Origin of the sequence: Acidocella sp. KAb 2-4 (genome assembly GCF_020567705.1) — a bacterium.
In the GTDB taxonomy this organism is placed as follows: domain Bacteria; phylum Pseudomonadota; class Alphaproteobacteria; order Acetobacterales; family Acetobacteraceae; genus Acidocella.
Genome location: NZ_JAJDJU010000013.1, coordinates 66,463 through 90,336 on the forward strand (window position 1 = coordinate 66,463; position 23,874 = coordinate 90,336).

The window sequence follows — 23,874 nt, forward strand, 5'->3', positions numbered from 1 at the left end:
AGGCAACGAGGCGGCATCCGCGCGGATGCCGCCTTTTTTGTCACGGCTGGCTGGCGAGCACGCCGTAAATCGCGCGCATGCGCTTTTTGTCGAGCTTGCCGACGGAGGTTTTCTCCAGCTCCAGGGCGAACACCACATGGTCGGGGATGGCGTAGCGCGACAGCTCCCCGGCATCGACGCGCTTGCGCACCTCGTCCTTCAGCTCCTCCTCGGTCGTCTCGGCATCGGGTTTGAGCACGACGATGGCGACCGGACGTTCGCCCCAGCGGGCGTTCTCGATGCCGATCACCGCGCATTCATTCACCGCCGGGTGGCGCAGCAGGATGTCCTCCAACGCCAGCGAGGAGATCCATTCCCCGCCGGTTTTGATCACGTCCTTGCTGCGGTCGGCGATGTGCAGATAGCCCTCCGCGTCGATGGTGCCGATATCGCCGGTATGCAGCCAGCCGCCGCGCCAGAGCGCCTCGGAGGCTTCGGGGTTTTTGGTGTAGCCGGCGGTGAGGCTGGGGGCGCGGGCGACGATCTCGCCCATGCTCTTGCCGTCATGCGGCAGGGGGTTCATGTCCTCATCGACGATGGCGATCTCGGCCAGCGCGGCGGGCAGGCCGGTGGAGCAGCGGATCGCCACATCCTTCTCCGCGCCGGGGGCGCCGGGCTCGGAATCACGCTTGAGCTGGGCGAGGGAGAGGATCGGGCAGGTCTCTGACATGCCATAGCCGGTGAACACGTCGATCCCGCGCGCCAGAGCGGCGCGGCAGAGCGCCTGCGGCATGGCCGAGCCGCCGATGATTACCCGCCAGCCATCGAGGTCGATCTCCCTGGCCTCGGGGGCGGTGAGGATCATGTGCAGGATGGTCGGCACGCAATGCGAGATGGTCACGCCCTCGCTGGCCAGCAGCCGAAGCACGGTGGCGGGCAGGAACCGCCCGGCATAGACCTGCTGCATCCCCATCAGCGTCGCCACATAGGGGAAGCCCCAGGCATGCACATGGAACATCGGGGTGAGGGGGAGATACACATCCTCGCGCGAGACGCGCCCGTTCATCCCGCCCATCAGCACCGTGGACATCAGCGTGAGCGTGTGCAGCACGAGCTGGCGGTGGGTGAAGTACACGCCCTTGGGCAGGCCGGTGGTGCCGGTGGTGTAGAAGGTGGTGGCAATGGTGTATTCGCTGAAATCCGGGAATTCCGCGACCGGCGTGGCGGCGGCGAGCAGCGCCTCGTACTCCCCCGCGTAAAGCGCGCCACCGATGGGCTCGGCTGTGCCATCATCGCTGAGGCAGACGATATGGCGCAGCCGTGGCAGCTTGTCGCGGATCTGCGCGAAGACCGGGTAGAAATCCTTGTTGATGAGCAGGATTTCCGCCTCGGCATGGTCGATGGTGTAGGCGATCTGCTCCGGGCTGAGGCGGATATTCACCATCATCAGCGTGCAGCCGAGCATCGGCACGGCGAAATAGGCTTCAAGATAACGGTGCGAGTCCCAGTCCATCACCGCCACGCGGGTGCCGCGCAGCGCGCCCAGCGCGCCCAGCGCCCCACCCAGGCGGTGGATGCGCGCCGCCAGCTCCGGGTAGGTGAAGCGCTGCGTGCCGCGATAGACGATCTGCTTGCGGCTGGCCTGGGCGAGCGGCGTCTTCAGCAGGTTTTTGATCAGCAGCTGATAATCATGGGCCGGCATGGTTCGCTCCCGGTTCGTTATGGTTGGGAGCGATAATGGCCCGTTGGACCGGATTTACAAGCGGCCCGTTCAGCCCGCCGCGTGCGTGGTGAGGGCGCGAATCCGGGCCAGCGCATAGGCGAAGGCCTCGTCGGCATTCATATGCGTGGTGTCGATCAGCTCCGCGTCCGGCGCCTTCATCAGCGGCGCGGCGGCGCGGGTGCGGTCGGCCTCGTCGCGCGCCTGCACATCGGCGATCACTTCGACCAGCGCCACCGGCTCGCCGCGGGCGAGGCATTCCTTATAGCGCCGCTCGGCCCGGGCCTCGACGCTGGCGGTGACGAATAGTTTCACATCGGCATGCGGGAAGATGATGGTGCCGATATCGCGCCCATCCAGCACCGCGCCGTGGGAATTGCCGAAATGGCGCTGGAAGTCGAGCAGCGCTTGGCGCACTTCGGGGATGGAGGCGACCTGGCTGGCGGCGCGCGAGGTGGCGGCGTCGCGCAGATCGGTGCGGGCGAGGTCGGCCTTGCCCAGGCTTTGCGCGGCGGCCAGGGCGGCTTTGGTGTCGGCGGGGTCGGCTCCGGCCTCCAGCACGCGCTTGGCGGTGGCGCGGTAGAGGATGCCGGTGTCGAGATATGGCAGGCCGAGCGCGGCGGCGATGCGCTTGGCAAGCGTGCCCTTGCCCGCGGCGGCGGGGCCGTCGATCGCGATGATCACGCCGCCGCCATGTCGGCGCCGAGGCCGCGCATGAGTTTCAGGAAGCCGGGGAAGGAGGTGTCGATGAAGCTCGCATCGTCGATGCGCACCGGCTCGCGGCTGGCCTGGCCCAGCACCAGGGCGGACATGGCGAGCCGGTGGTCCATATGCGTCTCCACCAGCCCGCCGCCGGGGATGGCGCCGGTGCCGTGGATGATCAGGTCGTCGCCTTCGATCTCGACACGCACGCCGTTCACCCGCAGCAGCGCGGCGGTGGCGGAGAGGCGGTCGGATTCCTTCACCCGCAGCTCGGACAGCCCGCGCAAGCGCGAGGTGCCGCTGGCGGCGGCGCAGAGCACGGCGAGCACCGGGTATTCGTCGATCATGCTCGGCGCGCGCTCGGCGGGAACATCGACGGCGCGCAGTGCGGCATGCGCGGCCACGATGTCGCCCACCGGCTCGCCGCCTTCGACACGGGCATTCTCGATGGCGAGGTCCGCGCCCATCTCGCGCAGCGTCTCGAACAGGCCGGTGCGCAGCGGGTTGAGCCCGACATTGGCGATGATCACGCGCGAGCCGGGCACCAGCAGCGCGGCGGCGATGGGGAAGGCGGCGGAGGACGGGTCGCCCGGCACCACCACATCGGCGGCGCGCAGCTCCGGCTGGCCGGTGAGGCGGATGACGCGGCCCTTGCCCGCCCGAGCCACGGAAACCTCGGCGCCGAAATGGCGCAGCATGTTCTCGGAATGGTCGCGGGTCGGCTCCGGTTCCTCGACCTCGGTGACGCCGCGCGCGTTGAGCCCGGCGAGCAGGATGGCGGATTTCACCTGCGCCGAGGCCACGGGCAGACGGTAGGTGAGCGGCATCGCCTCGCGCGTGCCGACGATGGTGAGCGGCAGGCGGTTGCCCGCGCGGGCGAAGAATTGCGCGCCCGTGCCCTTCAGCGGCTCGATCACACGGGCCATCGGGCGTTTGCGCAGGCTGGCGTCGCCGGTCATCACCGCATACAGGTCGTGGCTGGCCAGGATGCCCGCGAGCAGCCGCGCGGCGGTGCCGGAATTGCCCATGTCCAGCACGTCCGCCGGTTCGGTGAGGCCGCCAATGCCGCGCCCGGCGACCAGCCAATCGGCGCCATCGCGGGTGATCTCGGCCCCCAAGGCGCGCATGGCGGCGGCGGTGCGCAGCACGTCCTCGCCCTCCAGCAGGCCGGTGATGCGGGTCTGCCCCACCGCTAGCGCGCCGAACATGAGGGCGCGGTGGCTGATGGATTTGTCGCCGGGCACGGCGATCTGGCCGGAGAGCGGCGCTGCGGGACGGGCGGAGCGGTGCGGGCGGGGCGTGGACAAGTTCATGCCGGGCCGATTAGCACGGCTAAGCCGGTTTGACATAGGCCGCCGGGCATGGCATCGCGCCGCCCTTGGACCACGAGATGCAGATTTGACCTGAGGTTGGACATGGCGAAACCAGAGCTTGGAGAAAAACATACCTGCGTGTCTTGCGGCGCGCGGTTTTTCGACCTCGGCAAGGAACCGGCGATGTGCCCGAAATGCGGCACCGAGCAGCCGGCTGAGCAGCCGCGGCTGAAACGCGCCGCACCGCAGCCCGAAGAGCAGAAGAAGGTGGCGAAGCCGATGCTCGACGGGGACGACGTGGATGTGGAAGTGCCCGATGACGGCGATGACGAGGACATTCTGGAGGATGCGGATGACCTCGACGACGATACCGGCGTGATCGACGCCGATATCGACGTGCAGCCAGAAGGCAATGACGACGAGCGGTAACCAGCCCGCGCGCTAACAAGAAACCCGGCCGAGAGGCCGGGTTTTTTTATGGCTTTGGCGCCGGGGCTTGCCAGCCCAGCGCCGCTTTCAACTGGGCGCTGTGGCGCGGCGCGCGCCAGGGGCCGAGCACAAGCAGCGTGGTGCTGAGCGGCGGTTTCACCGCCGGGTGCAGGCTGAGGCGCAGGGCGAGGGATTGGTCGAACAGGTCGATACCGCTGCCATCGGCGCCGGTGATGCTGCCTTGCGGCCCGGTGAGGCTGAGTTGAGTGAGGGTGCAATTGCCCTGCGCCAGCGTGCCGGCGAGGCTGAGCGTGGTGTAGGCCGTGCTGCCGGCGGCGAGGGCGGCGCGCAGCTTGGGCGCGGCGTCCGGCTTGCCCAGCGCGGCGGCGAAATTGCCAAGGCTGATGCCGCCGAGCCGCCCATGCGTGGCGGTGAGCGTGGCGGTGCCCCCCAGCGTGGCCAGCCAGTTCTTGGGGCTGTAGCCGCTGGCGGTGAGGCTGGCGGTGGCGTTCACCGTGCCGCTCGGCAGGCTGTAGGGAAAGCGCACCGGCAACGCCAGGGCGGGCGCGTTGACGTTTTGCGCCAGCAGATTGAGGTTGAACTCTGGCGCGGCGGTGGGGCTGAGCGTGGCGGCAAGGCTGCCGGAGACGGTGCCGCCGCCCAGCTGCGCGCGGGTGAGGGCGAGCTTGGCGCTGTTCGCCCCCAGGGTGAGGCTGGCGCTGGCGGCGCCGAGAATCGGGGTGCCGGCATAGAGCACGCGGTTGGCGCTAAGGCCGATCTTGCCCTGCACGGGCAGGCTGCCCGGCAGGGGCAGGCTGGCGGGCAGCGGCGGCAGGGCCAGGGTGTCAGCGTCGATCTGCCCGGAGATGGCGCCCTTTTGCACCATCACCTGCCCGGTGGCGGAAAGCGCGCCGAGGCTGAGCACGAAATCATTGAGCCCGTAAGTGTCGGCCGAGGCGCTGACGCGCGCGCGCAGCGAGATCGAGCCAGGGCCGGGGAAGGCCACGTCATGCTCCAGCCCCAGCAGTTGCAGCGCGGCGATCGCATCCGGGTGGCGCAGCGAGAAGGCGCCCGTGGCGGTCATGTGGGTGAGATCGATGACCGGGGCGGCGGTAACCGTGAAATCACCCAGCGTGGCGACGGCGCTGGTGGCGAGCGCATCGGCCGGGCCGCGCGCCGCGACCAGCAGCGAGAGGCGCGGCTGGGTGAGTGCGGCGGGCGGCGTCCAGGCCGCGGGCAGCAACGCGGCGAGCGGCGCGGCGGAGGGGATCTGCAAAAACCCGTGCGCCGAGGTGACCCGGCCCGAGGCATCGAGCGTGAAGCTGCCCGCGGCCAGCCCGCCATAAAGATTGGCGGTGGCGCGGCGGATGTTGAGCGTGCCGTCCAGCGCCGCGTCCACCGCGAGGTTTTGCAGCTTCACCGGCCCGGCATCGGCGTGCGCGGCGGCGATCTCGCCATCGAACACCACGCCCTTGCCCTGGGTCTGCCCGACCCAGGTAATCAGCGGTGCCAGCGCCAGATGGTCGAAACTCAGGCTGCCATCGGCCCGCCCGGCGGTGAGCGCGAGATTGCCGGAGACATGGTCCGCGCCCAGCGTGCCGGAGAGGTTTTGCAGCGCCGGGCTGGCCAGGGTGCCGGTGAGGGTGGCGGTGAGATGCGCGCTCGGCCAGTTGGCGGGGGCGGTGGCGTGATAGGCGGCGGCCAGGGCGGCGGTGTCGGGCACGCTCAGGCTGGTCTGGAAATTGGCAGCTCCGGCGGGGCTGAGGCTGCCGCTGGCGCCGAGCGTGCCGCCGCCGGGCAGGGTGAGGGCGAGGCTGTTAACCGCCAGCCCGCCCGGCCCGGTGGCGAGGCTGGTTTGCAGCGCCGGGAAGCTCTGCCCGGCCAGGGTCACGTTGCTGGCTTGCAGGGTGAGGGCGAGCGGTGGCAGCGATGTCCACACCGGCGGCAGGTTGGCGGCGGCGGCGCGCAGGGCGTCGAGGTCGAGGTTTTGGCCGCTGAGCGTGGCGCTCAGGCCGGGGTGGGCGAAGCTGAAGCCGGCATTGCCCGAGAGGCTGGCCTGGCCCTGGGTGAGGCTGAGCTGGCTGGCGGTGATGCCGTTGCCATCCACCGCCAGCGTGGCGCTGGCGGCGATGCCCTGCGGCAGCTTGGCGGTGAGCTGCCCGGTGAGGCTGCTATCCCCGTTCAGCGTGCCAGAGACATCGAGGCTCGCCCCGAGAAGCCCGGCCTGGATGGAGAGCGGCGCGGATTGGTCGAGCGCCACTGGCCCCAGCGCCAGGCTGAGCGTGACGCCCTGGCCGAACAGCGCGCCATTGCCCGAGACGCTGACCGCGCCGCCTTGGCCGGTGAACAAATCGGCGTTGACCTCGGTGAAGCCGATGCCGCCGAAGCGTATGGTACCGTTGTTAATATGTGCGTGCAGCGCCGCCAGCCAGGGCGGCGGGGCGACGGATTGCGGCCCGGCGGGCAGCGGCCAGGGGAAGTCGGCGCTCGGCTGGTCGAGATTGAGCGTCTGCACCGCGAGTTGTCCGCGCAGCAGGGCCGGCAACGAGATGTCCATGACCAAGGCCTGGGCGGTGATCACCTCGTTGTCGGGCCCGGAGATGGTGACATTGGTGGCGGCGATCTCGGGCCGGGGCAGCAGGGCGAGCTTGAGCCGCCCGCCAATATGCACCTGCCGCCCGATCAGCGAGGAGGCGAAGGCCTCAATGGCCGGGCGGTGCGCCTGCGAGCCGACGAAGCCGGGCAGCGCCAGCAGCGCGCCGAGCAGGGCCAGAAGCAGCCCGAGCGGGAGCAGCCAGAGGGCGTTTTTTTTGCTCAAGGCGCGCCGTACCCGCCACCGCCGGGGGTTTCGATGACGAAGGCATCGCCCGCCGCCAGCTCCGCCGCCGCGCAGCCGGGCAGGGGTTCGGCGGCGCCGTCGGCGCGCTCGACATATTGCGCGCCGCAAGTGCCGGGCGCGCCGCCGTTAAGGCCGAAGGGCGCGATGGTGCGGCGCGAGGCGGTGATGGTGGCGGTCATGGGTTCTAAAAACCGGATTTTGCGCGTAACGCCATCCCCGCCGGTGAATTTTCCGCCGCCGCCGGAGTTTTTGCGGATGGAAAATTCCTCCACCCGCACGGGGAAGCGCAGTTCGAGCACTTCGGGGTCGGTGATGCGGGTGTTGGTCATGTGCGTATGCACCGCCGAGCAGCCGTTAAACCCCGGCCCGGCCCCGGCGCCGCCGCAGATCGTCTCGTAATATTGGTGGCGGGCATTGCCGAACAGGAAGTTGTTCATGGTCGCCTGGGCCGAGGCGCAAGCTCCCATCGCGCCCAGCAGCGCCACCGTCACCGCCTGCGAGACCTCGGTATTGCCCGCGACCACGGCGGAACCGGGTGGCGGGCTGAGGAAGCTGCCCTCGGGGATGATGATGGTGAGCGGCTTCAGGCAGCCCTCGTTGAGCGGCAGTTCGGTGCCGGTGAGGCAGCGGAAGGCATAGAGCACCGCCGCCGTGGTTACGGCCTCGGGGGCGTTGAAATTATTCGCCCCCGCCGCGCCGGTGCCGGTGAAGTCGATGGTCGCGGCGGCGTTGGCGCGGTCGATGCGCAGGGCGACGCGCAAGGGCGTGCCGTCATCCATGCTGTAGGTGAAATCGGCGTTCTGGAGCTTGCGGATGGCGGCGCGGGTGGCGGCCTCGGCATTGTCCATGACATGGCCCATATAGGCGCGCACCACGGGCCAGCCATAGCGCGCGATTACCCGCGCCAGCGCCGCCGCGGCGGTGGCGTTGGCGGCGATTTGGGCCTTGATGTCGGCCACGTTCTGGTCCGGGTTGCGGGCCGGGTATTTGGCCCTGGCCAGCAGGACGCGGAACGCGGCTTCCTGGAATACCCCGCCCGCGAGCAGCAGGAAATTGTCGATGACCACGCCTTCTTCCTCCAGCGTGGTCGAGAAGGGCGGGGTGGAGCCGGGGGTGAGGCCGCCAATATCGGCATGATGGCCGCGGCAGGCGGTGAAGAAGCGGATCTGCGCGCCCGCCTCGTCGAAGACCGGGGTGATGAGCGTGATGTCCGGCAGATGCGTGCCGCCGGCATAGGGGTTGTTGAGGGCCACGGCGTCGCCAGGGCGCAGCGTGGCCCCGCGCCGGGCGATGACATGGCGCACCGAGGCCCCCATGGCCCCGAGATGCACCGGCACATGCGGCGCGTTGGCGACGAGATTTCCTTCACAATCAAAGATCGCGCAGGAGAAGTCGAGGCGTTCCTTGATGTTCACGCTCTGCGCGGTGTTGCGCAGCACGGCCCCCGCCTGCTCGGCGATGGACATGAACAGATTGACGAAGAGCTCCAGCCGCACTGGGTCGGGGCGGGAGGCGTCGGCGATGGTTTCGCCCGCGCGCGGGGCGGTGCGGCGCAGGATGCAGTGGTTGCGCGCCGTGATCTCGGCGGTCCAGCCCGGCTCGACGATGGTGGTGGCGATGGCCTCGCGCAGGATCGCCGGGCCGGAGATGAGCGCGCCGGCGCCGAGCGCGGCACGGTCATAAACCGGGGCGCGGCGGGTTTCACCGCCGGTGAAGATGGTGGTGGTTTCCAGCGGCGCGGGCAGCGGGGCGGGGGGAAGATCGGGTTCATGCAACGCCTCGCCCGGGGCGCTGGCCTCGACCAGGATTGTTTCCGCCACCAGCGGTTTTTCGGGCGTGGTGAAGCCAAACAGGCGCTGATGCGCGGCGGTAAATTCTGATTCCATCTCATTGAAGATATTGAATTTTATTGGCAAAGCGGTGTCGGTGCCCGCGTAGCGCAGCAGCACGGTCACGCTATGGCCCACCGTGGCGCCGGGGTTTTGGGCGCTGAGCGCGGCTTCGGCCTCGCCCGCCAAGCGCGCGGCGGTTGCCGCCAAGGCGGGCAGGGCCTCGGGGGTGAAGGGTAGTTCCACCGCCTGCTCGCGCAGCAGCGCGAAATCGGACAGGCCGATGCCATAGGCCGAGAGCACTCCGGCGAAGGGGTGGATGAAGACGCGGTCCATGCCCAGCTCATCGGCCACCAGACAAGCATGCTGCCCGCCCGCGCCGCCGAAGCAGACCAGGGTGAAATCGGCCGGGTCGAGGCCCTTCTGCACAGAAATCTGGCGGATCGCCTGGGCCATGTTGGCCACCGCGATCTGGATAAAGCCCGCGGCCAGCCGCTCGGGCGTGTAGCCGCCCACCTGCGCCGCCAGGGCGGTGAATTTGTCGCGCACGGTTTGGGCGTCGAGCGGCTGGTTGCCCTCGGGGCCAAAAATGGCGGGGAAATGCGCGGGCAGGATCTTGCCGAGCAGCACATTGGCGTCGGTAACCGTGAGCGGCCCGCCCTTGCGGTAGGCGGCGGGGCCAGGATGGGCGCCGGCGCTCTCGGGTCCGGCGCGCAGGCGCGCACCGTCGAAAGACAGGATGGAGCCGCCACCCGCCGCCACGGTGTTGATGGCGAGCATGGGCGCGCGCAGCCGCACTCCGGCGATCTCGGTTTCCAGGCTGCGCTGGAAGGCGCCGTCATAGAGCGCGACATCGGTGCTGGTGCCGCCCATGTCGAAGCCGATGACGGCGTTGAAGCCCGCCGCGGCGGCGGTGCGCACGGCGCCGACAATGCCGCCCGCCGGGCCGGAGAGGATGGCGTCCTTGCCGGTGAAGGCGTCGGCCCGCGCCAGCCCGCCATGCGATTGCATGAAATAGAGCCGCGCTCCGTTTAAGCCTTCGGCAACCTGGGCGATGTAGCGCAGCAGCACCGGGGAGAGATAAGCGTCGGCCACCGTGGTGTCGGCGCGCGGAACCAGGCGCAGCAGGGGGCTGGCGATGTGTGAGAGCGAGATTTGCGAGAACCCCGCCTGCGCCGCCAGCGCGCCGAGGCGCTGCTCCATGTCCGGGTATTTCCAGGCGTGGATGAGGGCGATGGCCACCGCCTCGATCCCCGCCGCGCGGGCGGCACGTAGCGCGGCCAGGGCGGACGCTTCGTCGAGCGGCTCGATCTCCTCGCCCCGCACCGAGACGCGGCCGGTGATTTCCGCGACACGCTCATACAGCATCGAGGGCAGGCGGATATCGAGGTCGAATAGTTTCGGCCGGGCCTGGTTGCCGATGCGCAGCAGATCGCCAAAGCCGCAGTTGATGAGCAGCAGCGTGCGCGCGCCCTTGCGCTCCAGCAGCGCGTTGGTGGCCACGGTGGTGCCCATCTTCACGCCGTCGATGACACCCGCGGGGATCGGCGCGCCGGGAGGCAGGCCGAGGAAATCGCGGATGCCCTGCACCGCGGCGTCGCGGTACCGGCCGGGGTTTTCTGAGAGCAGCTTCTTTGTTTCCAGCGTGCCCGCGGGGGTGCGCGCCACGATGTCGGTGAACGTGCCGCCGCGATCGATCCAGAACTGCCAGCCCATGCCCTTGCCCAACAATGCCGCCTTGGTTGATGTCCGATTGTTGGGCCGGGTTCAAGGGCGTGCTAGACTGCGCGCATGAGTTATTGGGGCAAGTTCATCGGCGGGCTGGCCGGGTTCGCCATGGGTGGGCCGGTAGGGGCGCTGTTTGGCGCGGCGCTGGGCCACGCGGCGGATGAGGGGAAGTTTCAGGCGTTTTCGTTTTTCGGCGACCGGGTGATGCCGTTCGACGATGCGCGGACAACCGCCATGCTCGGCGGGCGGGACCAGGTTTTCGCCGTGAGCGTGACCGTGCTCGCCGCCAAGCTGGCGAAATGCGACGGCCCGGTGAACCGCGCCGAGATCGCTGGGTTCAAGACCAGTTTCGCGATCCCGCCTGAAAACGCCGCCGAGGTGGGCAGGCTGTTCGACAGCGCGCGCGACAGCGCCGAGGGGTTTGAGCGCTACGCCCTGCAATTGGGGCAGGCGTTCTCCGACAGCCGGGGGATTTTGGAGCAGGTGCTGGCCGGGCTGTATCAGGTCGCCCGCGCCGATGACGCGGTGAACGGGGCGGAGGCGGCGTTTCTGGCGCGGGTGGGCCAAGCCTTCCGGCTGGATGAGGCGGCGATACGCCGGGCCGCGGGCGGGGCGGCGGCGGCGCAGCCCACCGAGGACGCCTATGCCGTGCTCGGCCTGCGCCGCAACGCCAGCGCCGAGGAGATCCGCGCCCGCTGGAAGCAGTTGGTGCGTGAGCATCACCCTGATGTGCTGGCCTCGCAGGGCGCCTCGGCCAGCCGGATCAAGCTGGCCTCGGAGAAGGTGGCGCGGATCAACGCCGCCTACGACGCCATCAAGCGCGAGCGGCGGCTGTAGCGATGTTTCCGCATTTTGAAGTGTTTCTGGCGGCGGCGCTGGTGCTGGCGGTGCTGCCGGGGCCGAGTATTTTCTATGTGAGCACGCGCAGCCTCGCGGCGGGGCGGCTGGAGGGGCTGGCCTCGGGCGCGGGCACCGGCATTGGCGGCATGGTGCATGTGGTGGCCGGGGCGGCCGGGGTGTCGGCGCTGGTGCTGGCCAGCGCCAAGCTGTTCGCGCTGCTCAAGCTGGCCGGGGCGGCGTATCTGGTGTGGATGGGCATCGGCATGATCCGCGGCGCCCGGCGCGACGGGCAGATATTGCAGGCGGTGGCGCCGCGCCCGGCTGATCCGCGCCGGGCGGTGGTGGATGGCATATTGGTGGAGGCGCTGAACCCGAAGACGGCGGCGTTCTTCCTCGCCTTCCTGCCGCAATTCGTCGATCTGACGCGCGGGCATGTGGCGCTGCAATTCGCGGCGCTGGGGCTGGTCTCGGTGGCGCTGAACACCAGCGCGGACCTCGCCGTGGCGCTGGCGGCGGGGGCGGTGCGCGGCTCGCTGGCCGGGCGCGCGGCGGCGATCACCCGTGTGCGCCAGGGGGCGGGCGGGCTGATGGTGGCGCTAGGGCTCGACCTGCTGCTGACCCGGAGGCTTTCCGCATGATCCTGCGTCCTTCCCCCAATTTCGACGAGCGCGGCGAGACGGTGAGCGTGCTGGTGCTGCACTATACCGGCATGCCGACGGCGCAATCGGCGATCGAGCTGCTATGCTCGCCCGCTTCCAAGGTCTCCAGCCATTACGTGGTGGATGAGGATGGCGCGGTATATGGCCTGGTGCCGGAGGAGAAGCGCGCCTGGCATGCGGGCATCTCGTATTGGCGCGGGCAGCGCCTGCTCAATGGCGCATCGGTCGGCATCGAGATCGTCAACCCCGGCCATGAATGGGGCTACAGGCCGTTTCCGGGGGCGCAGATGGCGGCGGTGCGCGAGCTGTGCCTGGGTATTCTCGCGCGCCACCCGATCCCGCCGCGCAATGTCGTCGCGCATTCCGACATCGCCCCCAACCGCAAGCAGGACCCCGGCGAGCTGTTTGACTGGCAGGGGCTGGCGCGGGCGGGGATCGGCGTGTGGACCGATGATTTCGCGCCGCCCGGTGATTGGCGGGCGGATTTGGCGGCGATTGGTTACGATCTGAGCTTGCCGGAAGATGACGTGATCCGCGCCTTTCAGCGGCATTTTCTGCCCGAGGCGCTGGGCCAGGGGATGACGGGCCAAACCGCCGCCCGCGCCGCCGCGCTGCGCGCCCTGGTTGACCGCGACTGAGCGGTGAGGGTAGAGCGGGCCTTCCAGACGGTTGGACGGCCGCCGGTGGGAAACCACGGGAGGAAAGTCCGGGCTCCACGGAAATACGGTGCCGGCTAACGGCCGGCGGGGGCGACCCCAGGGATAGTGCCACAGAAACATACCGCCCGCGGGCTTGCCCCGGGTAAGGGTGAAATGGTGCGGTAAGAGCGCACCGCCTCGCTGGTAACAGAGAGGGCAGGGTAAACCCCACCGGGAGCAAGACCGAATAGGGGCGGCCGGCGCCGTGGGCAACCATGGGCGCGGAACGGTTTCCGGTTCGCCGCCCGGGTTGGTTGCGCGAGGCGGGCGGTAACGTCCGTCCCAGATGAATGGCCGTCCAGCGCCTTCGGGCGTGGACAGAACCCGGCTTACAGACCGTCTGGATTTTTCTGCTTTGTTCTGGGCAGCGTGGTCGTGCCGGAGGCGGAATTGATCTGCCGCAGTGGCGCATCTCGGGTTGTGAACAAAGAGAGAACATGGATTGGGAAATCCGCTGATTCCGCCAGCGAGATTCGCGGTGATTCGCGGCTGGACTCCGGCAAATCTCTTTGACGGGGGCGGTTGCGGCATGCTAGTGGGGAAGGAACCCATGATTTCCCATAAAGTGGTGGAAGGCCCCACGTTGGACGCGAGATGAAGCGACTTTTTGGCGCGCATGAAAACAAGCTGGACGCGAAGGGGCGGGTTTCCGTCCCGGCGGCGTTCCGCAATGTCTGGAAGGCGACGCCGGAGATGACGCTGGTGCTGCGCCCCTCGCTGCTGGATGGCTGTGTGGAGGCCTGGCCGCTGCCCGATTACGCGAAGTTTCAGGCGAAGGTGGACGCGCTGGCCGAGACCGACCCCGAGCATTACGCCCTGGCTAGCGTGGTTTACAGCCAAGCGGCGGAGGTGGAGCTGGACGCGCAGGGGCGGATCATGATCCCGGCGCATCTGGCGGCCCGGGCGCAGCTGGTTGATGCGGTGTATTTCCTGGGCCGGGGCGATCATTTCCATATCTGGGCGCCGGAGGCGGGGCGCGCCTTCCTCGCGGCGTCCTGCGCGGCGGCGCCAAAGATCGCCTTCGGAGCGCCAGCGCCATGACAGAATTTTCACATATTCCGGTCTTACGCGGTGAGGCTGTGAGCATGTTGCGGCCGCGCGATGGCGGCGTTTACCTCGATGGCACCTTTGGCGGCGGCGGCTATGCGCGCGCGATTTTGGAGGTGGCGGATTGCCGGCTGATCGCCATCGACCGCGACCCGGCGGCGGTGGCGCGCGGGCGCGAGATGATGGCGGCGTATCCCGGCCGCTTCGAGATTTGCCACGGCAGAATCAGCGAGATTGCGGAGCTGCTGGCGGCGCGCGGGGTTTTGGCGCTCGATGGCGCGGTGTTCGATCTTGGTGTGTCCTCCTACCAGATTGACGATCCGGCGCGCGGTTTCTCGTTCCGCCATGACGGGCCTTTGGACATGCGCATGGGCGATGGCGAAAAAACCGCGGCGGCGCTGGTGAACTTTTGCCCCGAATCCGAACTGGCGGATATCTTCTACGAATTCGGAGAGGAGAAGGCCGCGCGGCGAGTGGCGAAGGCGATCGTCGAGCGGCGAAGAGTGCAGAAATTTACGACGACGGCCGATCTGGCCGGCGTGATACGGAGTGTCGTGAGACCGGATAAATCGGGGCTGGACCCGGCGACGAGAAGCTTTCAGGCGCTGCGCATCGCGGTCAACGATGAGCTTGGGGATGTGGCGGCGGCGCTGGAGCAGGCGGCCGAGCTGCTCAACCCCGGCGGACGGCTGGTGGTGGTCAGCTTCCATTCGCTGGAGGACCGGATCGTCAAACAATTCTTCGCGGCGCAGGCGGGGCGGCTGCCCGGCGCCTCGCGCCACGACCCGGCCGGGCTGATGGCCCAGGCCAAGCCGCGCTTCACGCTGGTGACGAAATCGCCCGTCACCCCCGGCGCGGCCGAACTCAACGCCAACCCCCGCGCCCGCAGCGCCAAGCTGCGCGTCATGGAAAGGCTCGCGGCATGATCGTACGTCCTCTCACCCTGATCAGCGGCATGATGTTCGCGTTTTCCGGCGCGTATCTGTTCATGGTCAAACACCATAGCGAGATGCTGGACGACCAGCTTTCGGCGGTGACGGAGGCGACGCGCCAGGACGAGCAGAGCATCCGCGTGCTGCAGGCGCAGTGGGCGCTGGAGGCGGACCCGTCGCGGCTGGCAGCGCTGGCGGCGCAATTCACCGGGTTGCAGCCGATGAAGCCGGGGCAGCTGACGACGCTGGCCAGCCTGGGCGGCGCGCTACCAGCGCCGGGCAGCCCGGTGCCGGGGGTTAATCCGGCTGATCCGGTGCCCGCCATGCCGCAGCTTGCCCAGGCGGCGCCCGCCGCGCCCTCCCCGGCGGCCACGCAACCGGCCGCGCCGGCGCCCGCACAGGTGGCGCAGGCGCAACCCGCAGCCGCCGCCCCGGCGGCCAAGCCCGCCGCGCCGGTGCAACTCGCCGCCGCCACGGCGCCCGCGCCCGCGCCTGCCGCGCCCAAGCCGGCGGTGAAGCGCGCCCCGGCGCCCGAGCGCCTGGCCAGCGCCGGGGCGGAGATACGGCACGTGGTGCGCCACAACGTGCGTGTGCCGCATGAGCAGACCGGCTCGGCTCTTTATGCCGCCGCCACCCCAGCCCCCATGCCCATGCCACGCACCGAGCCGATCGGGGCGCAGGTGATGTCGGTGCGCGCGGTGGCGAGTGCGGCGCCCGCCCCGGCGCCGATGCCGATCGATGACGGCGGCTCCGTGCTCGGCATGGCCCAAGGGGGCGGCAATTGACATTAACGCTCCGGCCGGGGGAGCCGCCGCCGGCGCGGCGTAAGGGCGCGCCGGAACGCGGCGGCGCCGTGCCGCTGATGGAGAATGTGCGCGTCACGGGCTCGGACCTCGATCAGCGCCGGGTGCTGGACAAGGCGCGCGGGCGCATGGTGATCGCGGCGCTGCTGTTTCTCGGCCTATATGGCGTGCTCGCGGCCAAACTCACTTGGTCCACGGTGGTGCATCCGCTGCTGCCCAGCGCCGCGCAGATCGCGGCGATGCAACCGCAGCTCGACATGACCCCGCCGCCGCCCTCGCGCGCCGACATCACCGACCGCAATGGCACCATCCTCGCCGTGTCGCTGCCAGGGGCGGAGCTGTATGCCGACCCGCAGCAAGTGCCCGACCCCGAGGCCGCGGCGCAGCTTCTGGCCAATGCGATGCCGGGTATCAACGTGGCCGACACGGCGCTGAAGCTGGGCGCCGGGGTGCCGGTGAGCAAGCGCAAGGAATTTGTCTATCTCAACCGCAAGCTTACCCCGCAAGAGGAGCTGGCGGTGAACTCGCTCGGCATTCCGGGTGTGTATTTCGAGAATAAAGAGGAGCGGCACTACCCCGATGGCGATCTGGCCTCGCATATTTTGGGCGGGGTGAGGGTGGACGGCACCGGGCTGGCCGGGGTCGAGCAATATTTCAACCAGCGCCTGACCTCCAACCCGCAGCCGCTGGTCTTGTCGATCGATGCGGGCATCCAGAGCATCGTGCATGACGAACTGGCCGCGGCGGTGAAGGAATTTCAGTCGCCGGGCGGCTGCGCCATCGTTATGAACGCGCATACCGGCGAGATCCTGGCGATGTCCAGCCTGCCGGATTACGACGTGAACGGTTATGGCAATGCCAGCCGTGACAGCCAGTTCAACCGCTGCGTGACCGGCACCTACGAGCCCGGCTCGGTATTCAAGCTGCAAACCGTGGCGATGGCGCTGGATGCCGGGGCTGTGCATTACTGGGATTATTTCGACACCACACACCCGCTGCGGATCGGGCATTTCTACATCACTGATTTCGAGCCGGCAAAAACCTGGATGGCGATACCGGAGATCCTGAATGTCTCCTCCAACATTGGCGCCTCACGTATCGCCGCCATATTGGGGCCGCAGATCGAGCAGGCTTGGTACGCCAAGCAGGGGCTCTTGCGCCCCTCCGACGTGCAGCTCCCCGGCCCGCCGATGCCGCAATTTCATCCGCTCAACCATTGGGGGCTGGCGACCACACTTACCGTTTCATTCGGCGCCGGCATTGCGATCAGCCCGCTGCAACTGGTGACGGCGACGCTGCCGATCGTGAATGGAGGCGTGCGCTATCCGGCGACGCTGCTGAAGATTGACCCGAACAACCCGCCGCAGGGCGTAAGGGTCATGCAGCAGAGCACCTCGGACCTGATGCGCAAGATGATGACCAATGTGGTGCTGTTCGGCACCGGCAAGAACGCGCAGGTGCCGGGCTATATCGTCGGCGGCAAGACCGGCACCGCCCAGGTGGTGGGGCCGAATGGCGGGTATCTGAAGCACACCAATAACGCCTCGTTCATGGCGGCCTTCCCCATGGAGGACCCGCAATACGTGGTCTATGTGCTGGTGCTGCAACCCAAGCCGGACGCCACAACCTACGGCTTCACCACTGGCGGCTATATCGCCGCGCCGGCGGTGTCGCGGATCATCGCGCGCATCGGGCCGATGCTGGGCATTCTACCCGACACGGGCGACCAACTGGCGCAGTTGCAGCAGCAGCTCACCGTGCCGCTCAACCCCACGGCGCCGCCGGGGGCGCGGGCGCTGGGGCCGGGCAACCCACTGCCGCCGGGGGCCAATGCCTTCGCCTATGAGCTGCTGGGCGAGAAGCCGCCGCAGCCGCCGGCGATGCCGCACGCGCAGGCCAATGACAATCTGGCGCCCGAGCCTTCGGCGTCGCGCAGCACGCATGTGCGCCATGACGGGATCATGGCGCCGGTCTCACCAATGATGGGCAGCCATATGACGGCGCGGGATGGCGGGAACGATGGGCAGGCCTGAGTTGCAGGGGGTGACCGGCATTACAGCCGATAGCCGGGCGGTGCGGCCCGGTTATGTGTTTGCCGCCCTGCCGGGGGCGAAGGCGGATGGCCGGCGCTTCATCGCCGAGGCGGTGGCGCGGGGCGCGATCGCGGTGCTGGCGCCCGAGGGCACGCAATGGCCGCCCGGCGTGCCGCCGCGCCGGCTGATCACCGCCGCCGCGCCGCGCGCGAGGCTGGCCGAGCTGGCGGTGGAGCTGGCGGGCAGAATGCCCGAGCGGTTGGTGGCGGTGACCGGCACCAACGGCAAGACCAGCACCGTGGATTTCCTGCGGCAGATTTTCGCGCTGGCTGGGCGCAAGGCGGCGTCGCTGGGCACGCTGGGGGTGATCGCGCCGGGCCGCCCGGTGAGCGAGAGCCTCACCACGCCCGACCCGGTGACACTGGCCAACACCTTGGCCGAGCTGGCGCGCGACGGCGTGACCGATGTGGCGATGGAGGCCTCCAGCCACGGGCTGGAGCAGAGCCGCCTGGATGGCCTGCGCTTCTGCGCCGCCGGATTCACCAATCTCACCCGCGACCATCTGGATTATCACGGCACCATGGCGGCCTATGCCGAGGCCAAGCTGCGCCTGTTCACCACGCTGCTCAAGCGCGGCGCGGCGGCGCGGGCGATGGCCGATCTTGAGCCCGGTGTGCTGGCGCGGCTGCGCGCCATCGCCGCCGAGAAGGGGCTGGAGTTTGAAACGGTGGCGGTGGAACAGGTGCGGCCGCGGCCGGACGGGCAGGAAGTGGTCTGCGCCGGGCGGCGCGTGGAGCTGCATTTGCCGGGCCGGTTCCAGGCCGATAACGCGATGCTGGCGGCGAGCTTGGCCGAGGCCGTGGGGGTGGCGGAGGCGTTTGAGCTCGTGCCGCAACTGCGCGGGGTGCGCGGAAGGCTGGAGCGCGCCTTGGTGCTGCCCAATGGCGCGGCGGCCTATGTCGATTACGCCCATACCCCGGACGCCATCGCCCGGGTGCTGAGCGCGCTGCGCCCGCATGCGGCGGGGCGGCTGCATATCGTGTTCGGCGCCGGGGGCGACCGCGATGCGGGCAAGCGCCCGCTGATGGGCGAGGCCGCCGCCGCGGGGGCGGATGTGATGTTTGTGACCGATGATAATCCGCGCTCCGAGGACCCGGCGACGATCCGCGCCGCGATTATGGCCGCATGCCCGGGGGCGCGTGAGATTGGCGATCGGCGCGCGGCCATCGCGGCGGCGCTGGAGGGGTTGCGCGCGGGCGATGTGCTGGTGGTGGCCGGGAAGGGGCATGAGCAGGGGCAGATCGTAAAGGGCGAGGTGATCCCGTTCGACGACGCCGCGGTGATCCGTGAGCTGGGCGGTGCGGCATGATCGCGCTGTGGGACGCGCAGGAACTGGCCGCGGCGCTGGGCGTGGCGCGCGGCTATGCGGTGAGCGGCATTAGCATCGATACGCGCACGCTACAGCCGGGCGATCTTTTCGTGGCGCTGCAAGGCGAGCGGGACGGGCATGATTTCGTGGCCGCGGCCTTCTCCAGGGGGGCGGCGGCGGCGCTGGTCTCGCGGCCGATGGAAGGCAACACCATTTTGGTGGAGGACACGCTGCGGGCGCTGGAGCGGCTGGGCGCGGCGGCGCGGGCGCGTTCGGCGGCGAAGATCGTGGCGGTAACCGGCAGCGTGGGCAAGACCACGACCAAGGAGATGCTGCGCCGGATGCTGGGCGGATTTGGTGCCGTGCATGCGGCCGAGGCCAGCTTCAACAACCATATCGGCGTGCCCCTGACCCTGGCGCGGATGCCGCGCGGCGCGAAATTCGGCGTGTTTGAGATTGGCATGAACCACCCGGGTGAGATCGCGCCGCTGGTGGCGCTGGTGCGCCCGCATGTCGCCATCGTCACCTGCGTGGACAAGGCGCATCTCGGGCTGATGGGCTCGGAGGAGGCGATCGCGCGGGAGAAGGCCTCGATCTATAGCGGGCTGGAGCCGGGCGGGGCAGCGGTGCTGCCGGGCGACACGCCGTTCCTCGATTTGTTGCGCGCGGCTGTGCCGGCGGGGTGCCGCCAGCTGGTGTGCGGCGCCGAGGCGCGGTTGCTCGACGTGAAGAGCGGGCCGGAAAGCTCTGAAATTGAAGCCGATATTTGTAGCACCGTGGTGCGCCTAAGGCTCGCCGCGCCGGGGCTGCACATGGCCCGAAATGCCCTCGCCGCGCTGGCGGCCGGGGTGGCGCTGGGGCTGGAGGCGGCGGCGGCGTTGGACGGGTTCACCCCCTTCGCCGGGCGCGGCACGCGGCGCGAACTGCGCCTAACCAGCGGCGGCACCGCGCTGCTGCTGGATGAGAGCTACAACGCCTCCGGCGCCTCGATGCGCGCGGCCTTTGCGGTATTGGCCTTGCAGCCGGGGCGGCATGTGGCGGTGCTGGGCGATATGCTGGAACTCGGCAAGCATGCGCGGGAGGAGCATCTGGCGCTGCTGCCGGAATTGACTCGCGGGGCGGATCTTGTTTTTGCCTGCGGCACGCACAGCAGAGCCTTGTTCGACTCGCTTCCCCCGGCCAAACAGGGCGCGCATGCGCCTGACGCGGCCAGCCTGGCACCGCTGGTGAAAGCCGCGCTCCGGGCGGGGGACACCGTATTGGTTAAGGGAAGTTATGGCAGCCGCATGCGTGACGTCATCTCGCATCTGGAAAGCCCCGGCTGATGCTATACGCTTTACTCTTCCCGCTCGCGGGGCATGTGCATGTGTTTAACCTGTTCCGCTACATCACGTTCCGGGCGGGCGGGGCGTGCCTGACGGCGCTGGTCATCAGCTTCTGGCTCGGCCCCAAGGTCATCCGCCAGCTCAAGGCGATGCAGCGGCACGGCCAGCCGATCCGCACCGATGGGCCGGAGCGGCATCTCGTCGAGAAAAAAGGCACGCCGACCATGGGCGGCGTGCTGATCCTGCTGGCGATGGGGCTGTCCACCCTGCTCTGGGCGGATTTACGCAACGGCTATGTGTGGGCGACGCTGGCGGTCACGTTCGGCTATGGCGCGATCGGCTTCGCTGATGATTTCCTCAAGCTGACCAAGCGTAACACCAAGGGCGTGTCCGGCCGGGTGCGGCTGCTGGGCGAGAGCGTGATTGGGTTGGCCGTGGCGGCCTGGATGATTCACCTGATGCCGCCCGCCATCGCCACCGGGCTGGCTGTTCCGGTGTTCAAGAACCTGCTGATTCCGTTTGGATTGCTGTTCCCGTTCGTGGCGTTGTTCGTGATGATGGGCGCGGCCAACGCGGTGAACTTCACCGACGGGCTGGACGGGCTGGCGACGGTGCCGACGATGATCGCCGCCGCGGTGTTCGGGCTGATCGCCTATCTCGCGGGCAACCATATTTTCGCCGGGTATCTGGAGATCAACTTCATCCCCGGCGTGGGCGAGCTGACCGTGTTCCTCTCGGCGCTGATCGGCGCGGGGATGGGGTTTTTGTGGTTCAACGCGCCACCGGCGGCGGTGTTCATGGGCGATACCGGCTCGCTCTCGCTGGGCGGGGCGCTGGGCGCCGTGGCGGTGGCGACCAAGAACGAGATCGTGCTCGCCATCGTCGGCGGGCTGTTCGTGGTGGAGACCATCTCGGTCATCGTGCAGGTGTTCTGGTTCAAGCGGACCGGGCGGCGCGTGTTCCTGATGGCGCCGCTGCATCATCATTTCGAAAAGAAAGGCTGGGCGGAGCCGACCATCGTGATCCGCTTCTGGATCATCTCGATGATCCTGGGGCTGGTTGGGCTCGCGACCCTGAAAATCCGATGAGCGTGTTTTCCGGGCAGCGTTACGCGGTGCTGGGGCTGGGGCGGGCCGGGCTGCCGGCGGCGCAGCGCCTGCGCGAGCTCGGTGCCGAGGTGTTCGTGTGGGATGATAACGCCGCCTCGCGGGAAGCCGCTGCGGGGTTTGCGGTGTGCCCGCCCTCCGGCGTGCCGGGGCGGCTGGACGGGCTGGTGCTTTCGCCCGGCATTCCGCACCGGCTGCCCAAGCCGCACCCGGAGGCGGCCTGGGCGCTGGCGCATGGCGTGCCGGTGCTCACCGATGCCGAGCTGCTCTACCGCGCGGTGCGGGGCAGCGGCTCCAAGGCGCGGTTCGCGGGCATCACCGGCACCAATGGCAAATCCACCACCACGGCGCTGCTGGCGCATATCCTCAATGTCGCCGGGGTGCCGAACGCGGCCGGGGCGAATCTGGGCCCGGCGGCGCTATCGCTGCCGATTTTGCCCGATGCGGGCGTGTATGTGCTGGAGATGTCCAGCTACATGTTGGAACGAATCGTGACACTCCGGTTTGATGCCGCGGTGATGTTGAACCTCTCCCCCGACCATCTGGACCGCCACGGCGACATGGAAGGCTACGCGGCCGCCAAGCGGACGATTTTCGCGCGTCAGGATGCGCGCTGCACGGCGGTGATCGGGGTGGATGACGAGCCCTCGCGCGTCATGGCGGCGTGGCTGGATACGCAGCCCGCGACGGTGGTGCGCATCTCGGGCCGGGGCCAGGAAACGGGTGCGAAGGCGCTCGCGGGCGAGCATAACGCGCAAAACGCGTTGGCCGCCGCCGCGCTGGCACGGGCGCTGGGCGTGGGCGAGGCGGCGATCGCCGAGGGCATCGCCAGCTTCCCGGGCCTCGCGCACCGGGCGCAGGAGGTGGCGGCGGGCCACGGCGTGCGCTTCATCAACGACAGCAAGGCGACCAACGCCGACGCCGCCAGCCGGGCCATGGCCTGCCATGAGCGCTTCGTGTGGATCGCGGGCGGCGTGGCCAAGGCGGGCGGGATCGAGGATCTGGAGCCGCTGTATTCACGCATCGAGGCAGCCTATCTGATCGGCCAGGATGGCGAGGCTTTCGCCGCGCGGCTGCGCCAGGCGGGGGTGGCGGCGGAGTATGTCGGCACGCTGGAGGCGGCGGTGCCACGGGCTTTTGCCGCGGCCAGGCAAGGGGCGGGGGTTGTGCTGTTTTCGCCCGCGGCGGCGAGCTTCGACCAGTTCCCCAATTTCGAGGTGCGCGGCGATGTGTTCGCCAGGCTGGCGCGGGAGGAAGTGGCATGATGGGCCCGATCTCGCGCGCCGATACCTCGCTGCTGGGCCGCTGGTGGTGGAGCGTGGACCGGCTGACTCTGCTTGGCCTCGCGATCCTTCTCGGCATCGGCTACGTGCTGGCGCTGGCGGCGATGCCCAACGCCTCGGCCCATCTCAGCGACCCGCACACGATCGCGATGATCAAGCAGATCTTCTTTCTGATGGTGAGCGGCCTGACGATGCTGGGGATGTCGATGCTCGGGCTGCGCCAGGTGAAGCTGGCGGCGCTGGGCATGGGCATCGTGTTCTTTCTGCTCACTGGCTTCACCCTGGTGCATGGCACCGAGGTGGATGGCGCCAACCGTTGGCTGGATCTGCCCGGATTCACCGTGCAGCCTAGCGAATTTCTGCGCCCGGCCTTCATCATCATCACCGGCTGGCTGATCGCGGAATCGCGGCGCACGCCGGGGTTTCCGGGCAAGCGGGCGGCGGCGGGGGTGTATCTGCTCACCGCGCTGGTGCTGAAGATGCAGCCTGATATCGGCATGACCTTCCTTTTCACCATGGTCGTGCTGGCACAGTTTTATCTCGATGGCATGGATATGAAATGGCTGGGCATTGCCGCCGTGCTGGTGGTGCTGGCGCTGGTCTATGCGTTCTTCTTCATCACCCACGTGCATACGCGCGTGATGATGTTCATCGACCCGCCCAAGGGCAGCCAGGCGCAGACGGCGCTGATGGCCTTTGGCAATGGCGGCATGTGGGGGCTGGGGCCGGGCGAGGGGCAGGTGAAGCACTTCCTGCCAGATGCCCGCGCCGATTTCGTATTCGCCGTGGCGGGGGAGGAGTTCGGGCTGTTTTTCTGCGCCTTCATCATCCTGGTGTTCGCCGCCATCGTGGTGCGCGCGCTATTCCGGCTGCTGGCGGAGAGCAATTTGTTCGTGGTGCTGGCCGGGGGCGGGCTGATCGTGGGGTTTGGGTTGCAGGCCTTCGTCAACATGGCGTCGTCGCTATCGCTGATCCCGACCAAGGGCATGACGCTGCCGTTTCTCTCTTATGGCGGCAGTTCGGCGATGGCGGTGGCGATTCAGATGGGGTTTTTGCTGGCGCTCACGCGAAAGCGCCATGCCGGAGAGGGCGGATGAGGGCCGGGGCGCCAAAACCAGTGGTGATCGCCGCTGGCGGCACGGGCGGGCATTTCTTCCCCGCCGAGGCGCTGGCGGCGGAGCTGCTGGCGCGCGGCGAACGTGTGGTGCTGCTCACCGATGCACGCTCGGGCGGGCTGGCC

General features: G+C 68.9%; 19 protein-coding genes and 1 other RNA gene. 15 read left to right on the forward strand and 5 right to left on the reverse strand.

Annotated features, from left to right (window positions below; all coding sequences use genetic code 11):
- Positions 1 to 40: 40 nt before the first annotated feature.
- From LI953_RS10100 to aroA, 3 genes are all read right to left on the reverse strand, one after another.
- Positions 41 to 1,681 carry a fatty acid--CoA ligase gene (locus LI953_RS10100; RefSeq protein WP_227075951.1) on the reverse strand — a complete coding sequence of 547 codons (1,641 nt, stop codon included), beginning with the start codon at positions 1,679 to 1,681 and terminating at the stop codon, positions 41 to 43.
- A 69-nt stretch (positions 1,682 to 1,750) separates the two neighbouring features.
- Positions 1,751 to 2,383 carry a (d)CMP kinase gene (cmk, locus tag LI953_RS10105; protein ID WP_227075952.1) on the reverse strand — a complete coding sequence of 211 codons (633 nt, stop codon included), beginning with the start codon at positions 2,381 to 2,383 and terminating at the stop codon, positions 1,751 to 1,753.
- Positions 2,380 to 3,714, reverse strand: a complete 1,335-nt coding sequence (gene aroA, locus LI953_RS10110; protein WP_227075953.1) for a 3-phosphoshikimate 1-carboxyvinyltransferase — start codon at positions 3,712 to 3,714, stop codon at positions 2,380 to 2,382. The genes cmk and aroA overlap by 4 nt, the downstream gene beginning before the upstream one ends.
- A 102-nt stretch (positions 3,715 to 3,816) precedes the next feature.
- Between aroA and LI953_RS10115 the strand changes: the two genes are divergently transcribed.
- Positions 3,817 to 4,143, forward strand: a complete 327-nt coding sequence (locus LI953_RS10115; protein WP_227075954.1) for an FYDLN acid domain-containing protein — start codon at positions 3,817 to 3,819, stop codon at positions 4,141 to 4,143.
- A 46-nt stretch (positions 4,144 to 4,189) separates the two neighbouring features.
- Here LI953_RS10115 and LI953_RS10120 read toward each other — a convergent pair whose 3' ends face one another.
- Together LI953_RS10120 and LI953_RS10125 are read right to left on the reverse strand one after the other, a co-directional pair.
- Positions 4,190 to 6,961: an AsmA family protein gene (locus tag LI953_RS10120; protein ID WP_227075955.1), complete on the reverse strand. Its 2,772-nt coding sequence runs from the start codon at positions 6,959 to 6,961 to the stop codon at positions 4,190 to 4,192.
- A complete protein-coding gene (locus LI953_RS10125) occupies positions 6,958 to 10,527 on the reverse strand; it encodes a hydantoinase B/oxoprolinase family protein (protein ID WP_227075972.1) in 3,570 nt (1,189 codons plus the stop codon). Before LI953_RS10125 ends, LI953_RS10120 begins: the two co-directional genes overlap by 4 nt.
- 75 nt (positions 10,528 to 10,602) lie before the next feature.
- Here LI953_RS10125 and LI953_RS10130 point away from each other — a divergent pair, with 75 nt between their 5' ends.
- The 14 genes from LI953_RS10130 to LI953_RS10195 form a co-directional block, all read left to right on the forward strand.
- Complete coding sequence (locus tag LI953_RS10130) at positions 10,603 to 11,376, forward strand: TerB family tellurite resistance protein (protein WP_227075956.1); 774 nt, start codon at positions 10,603 to 10,605, stop codon at positions 11,374 to 11,376.
- Positions 11,377 to 11,378: 2 nt separating this feature from the next.
- The gene (locus tag LI953_RS10135; protein WP_227075957.1) at positions 11,379 to 12,017 is read left to right on the forward strand and encodes a LysE family translocator; all 639 of its coding nucleotides are present in this window, start codon (positions 11,379 to 11,381) and stop codon (positions 12,015 to 12,017) included.
- Positions 12,014 to 12,676: an N-acetylmuramoyl-L-alanine amidase gene (locus LI953_RS10140; RefSeq protein WP_227075958.1), complete on the forward strand. Its 663-nt coding sequence runs from the start codon at positions 12,014 to 12,016 to the stop codon at positions 12,674 to 12,676. Before LI953_RS10135 ends, LI953_RS10140 begins: the two co-directional genes overlap by 4 nt.
- Positions 12,677 to 12,699: 23 nt before the next feature.
- Positions 12,700 to 13,084: RNase P RNA component class A (rnpB, locus tag LI953_RS10145), an RNA gene on the forward strand.
- A gap of 246 nt (positions 13,085 to 13,330) precedes the next feature.
- Positions 13,331 to 13,777 carry a division/cell wall cluster transcriptional repressor MraZ gene (locus tag LI953_RS10150; RefSeq protein WP_227075959.1) on the forward strand — a complete coding sequence of 149 codons (447 nt, stop codon included), beginning with the start codon at positions 13,331 to 13,333 and terminating at the stop codon, positions 13,775 to 13,777.
- Positions 13,774 to 14,709: a 16S rRNA (cytosine(1402)-N(4))-methyltransferase RsmH gene (gene rsmH / locus LI953_RS10155; RefSeq protein ID WP_227075960.1), complete on the forward strand. Its 936-nt coding sequence runs from the start codon at positions 13,774 to 13,776 to the stop codon at positions 14,707 to 14,709. The genes LI953_RS10150 and rsmH overlap by 4 nt, the downstream gene beginning before the upstream one ends.
- Positions 14,706 to 15,500, forward strand: a complete 795-nt coding sequence (locus tag LI953_RS10160) for a hypothetical protein (RefSeq protein WP_227075961.1) — start codon at positions 14,706 to 14,708, stop codon at positions 15,498 to 15,500. The genes rsmH and LI953_RS10160 overlap by 4 nt, the downstream gene beginning before the upstream one ends.
- Positions 15,497 to 17,551 (forward strand): penicillin-binding protein 2, encoded by a 2,055-nt coding sequence (locus LI953_RS10165; protein WP_227075962.1) that lies wholly within the window; start codon positions 15,497 to 15,499, stop codon positions 17,549 to 17,551. Before LI953_RS10160 ends, LI953_RS10165 begins: the two co-directional genes overlap by 4 nt.
- Positions 17,538 to 18,920: a UDP-N-acetylmuramoyl-L-alanyl-D-glutamate--2,6-diaminopimelate ligase gene (locus tag LI953_RS10170; protein ID WP_227075963.1), complete on the forward strand. Its 1,383-nt coding sequence runs from the start codon at positions 17,538 to 17,540 to the stop codon at positions 18,918 to 18,920. Before LI953_RS10165 ends, LI953_RS10170 begins: the two co-directional genes overlap by 14 nt.
- Complete coding sequence (gene murF / locus LI953_RS10175; RefSeq protein WP_227075964.1) at positions 18,917 to 20,245, forward strand: UDP-N-acetylmuramoyl-tripeptide--D-alanyl-D-alanine ligase; 1,329 nt, start codon at positions 18,917 to 18,919, stop codon at positions 20,243 to 20,245. Before LI953_RS10170 ends, murF begins: the two co-directional genes overlap by 4 nt.
- Positions 20,245 to 21,333, forward strand: a complete 1,089-nt coding sequence (gene mraY / locus LI953_RS10180) for a phospho-N-acetylmuramoyl-pentapeptide-transferase (RefSeq protein WP_227075965.1) — start codon at positions 20,245 to 20,247, stop codon at positions 21,331 to 21,333. Before murF ends, mraY begins: the two co-directional genes overlap by 1 nt.
- Positions 21,330 to 22,616 carry a UDP-N-acetylmuramoyl-L-alanine--D-glutamate ligase gene (gene murD, locus LI953_RS10185; RefSeq protein WP_227075966.1) on the forward strand — a complete coding sequence of 429 codons (1,287 nt, stop codon included), beginning with the start codon at positions 21,330 to 21,332 and terminating at the stop codon, positions 22,614 to 22,616. Before mraY ends, murD begins: the two co-directional genes overlap by 4 nt.
- A complete protein-coding gene (locus tag LI953_RS10190; protein WP_227075967.1) occupies positions 22,613 to 23,731 on the forward strand; it encodes an FtsW/RodA/SpoVE family cell cycle protein in 1,119 nt (372 codons plus the stop codon). The genes murD and LI953_RS10190 overlap by 4 nt, the downstream gene beginning before the upstream one ends.
- On the forward strand, positions 23,728 to 23,874 hold a 147-nt coding region (locus LI953_RS10195), incomplete at its 3' end, for a glycosyltransferase (protein WP_227075973.1). The genes LI953_RS10190 and LI953_RS10195, both read left to right, overlap by 4 nt.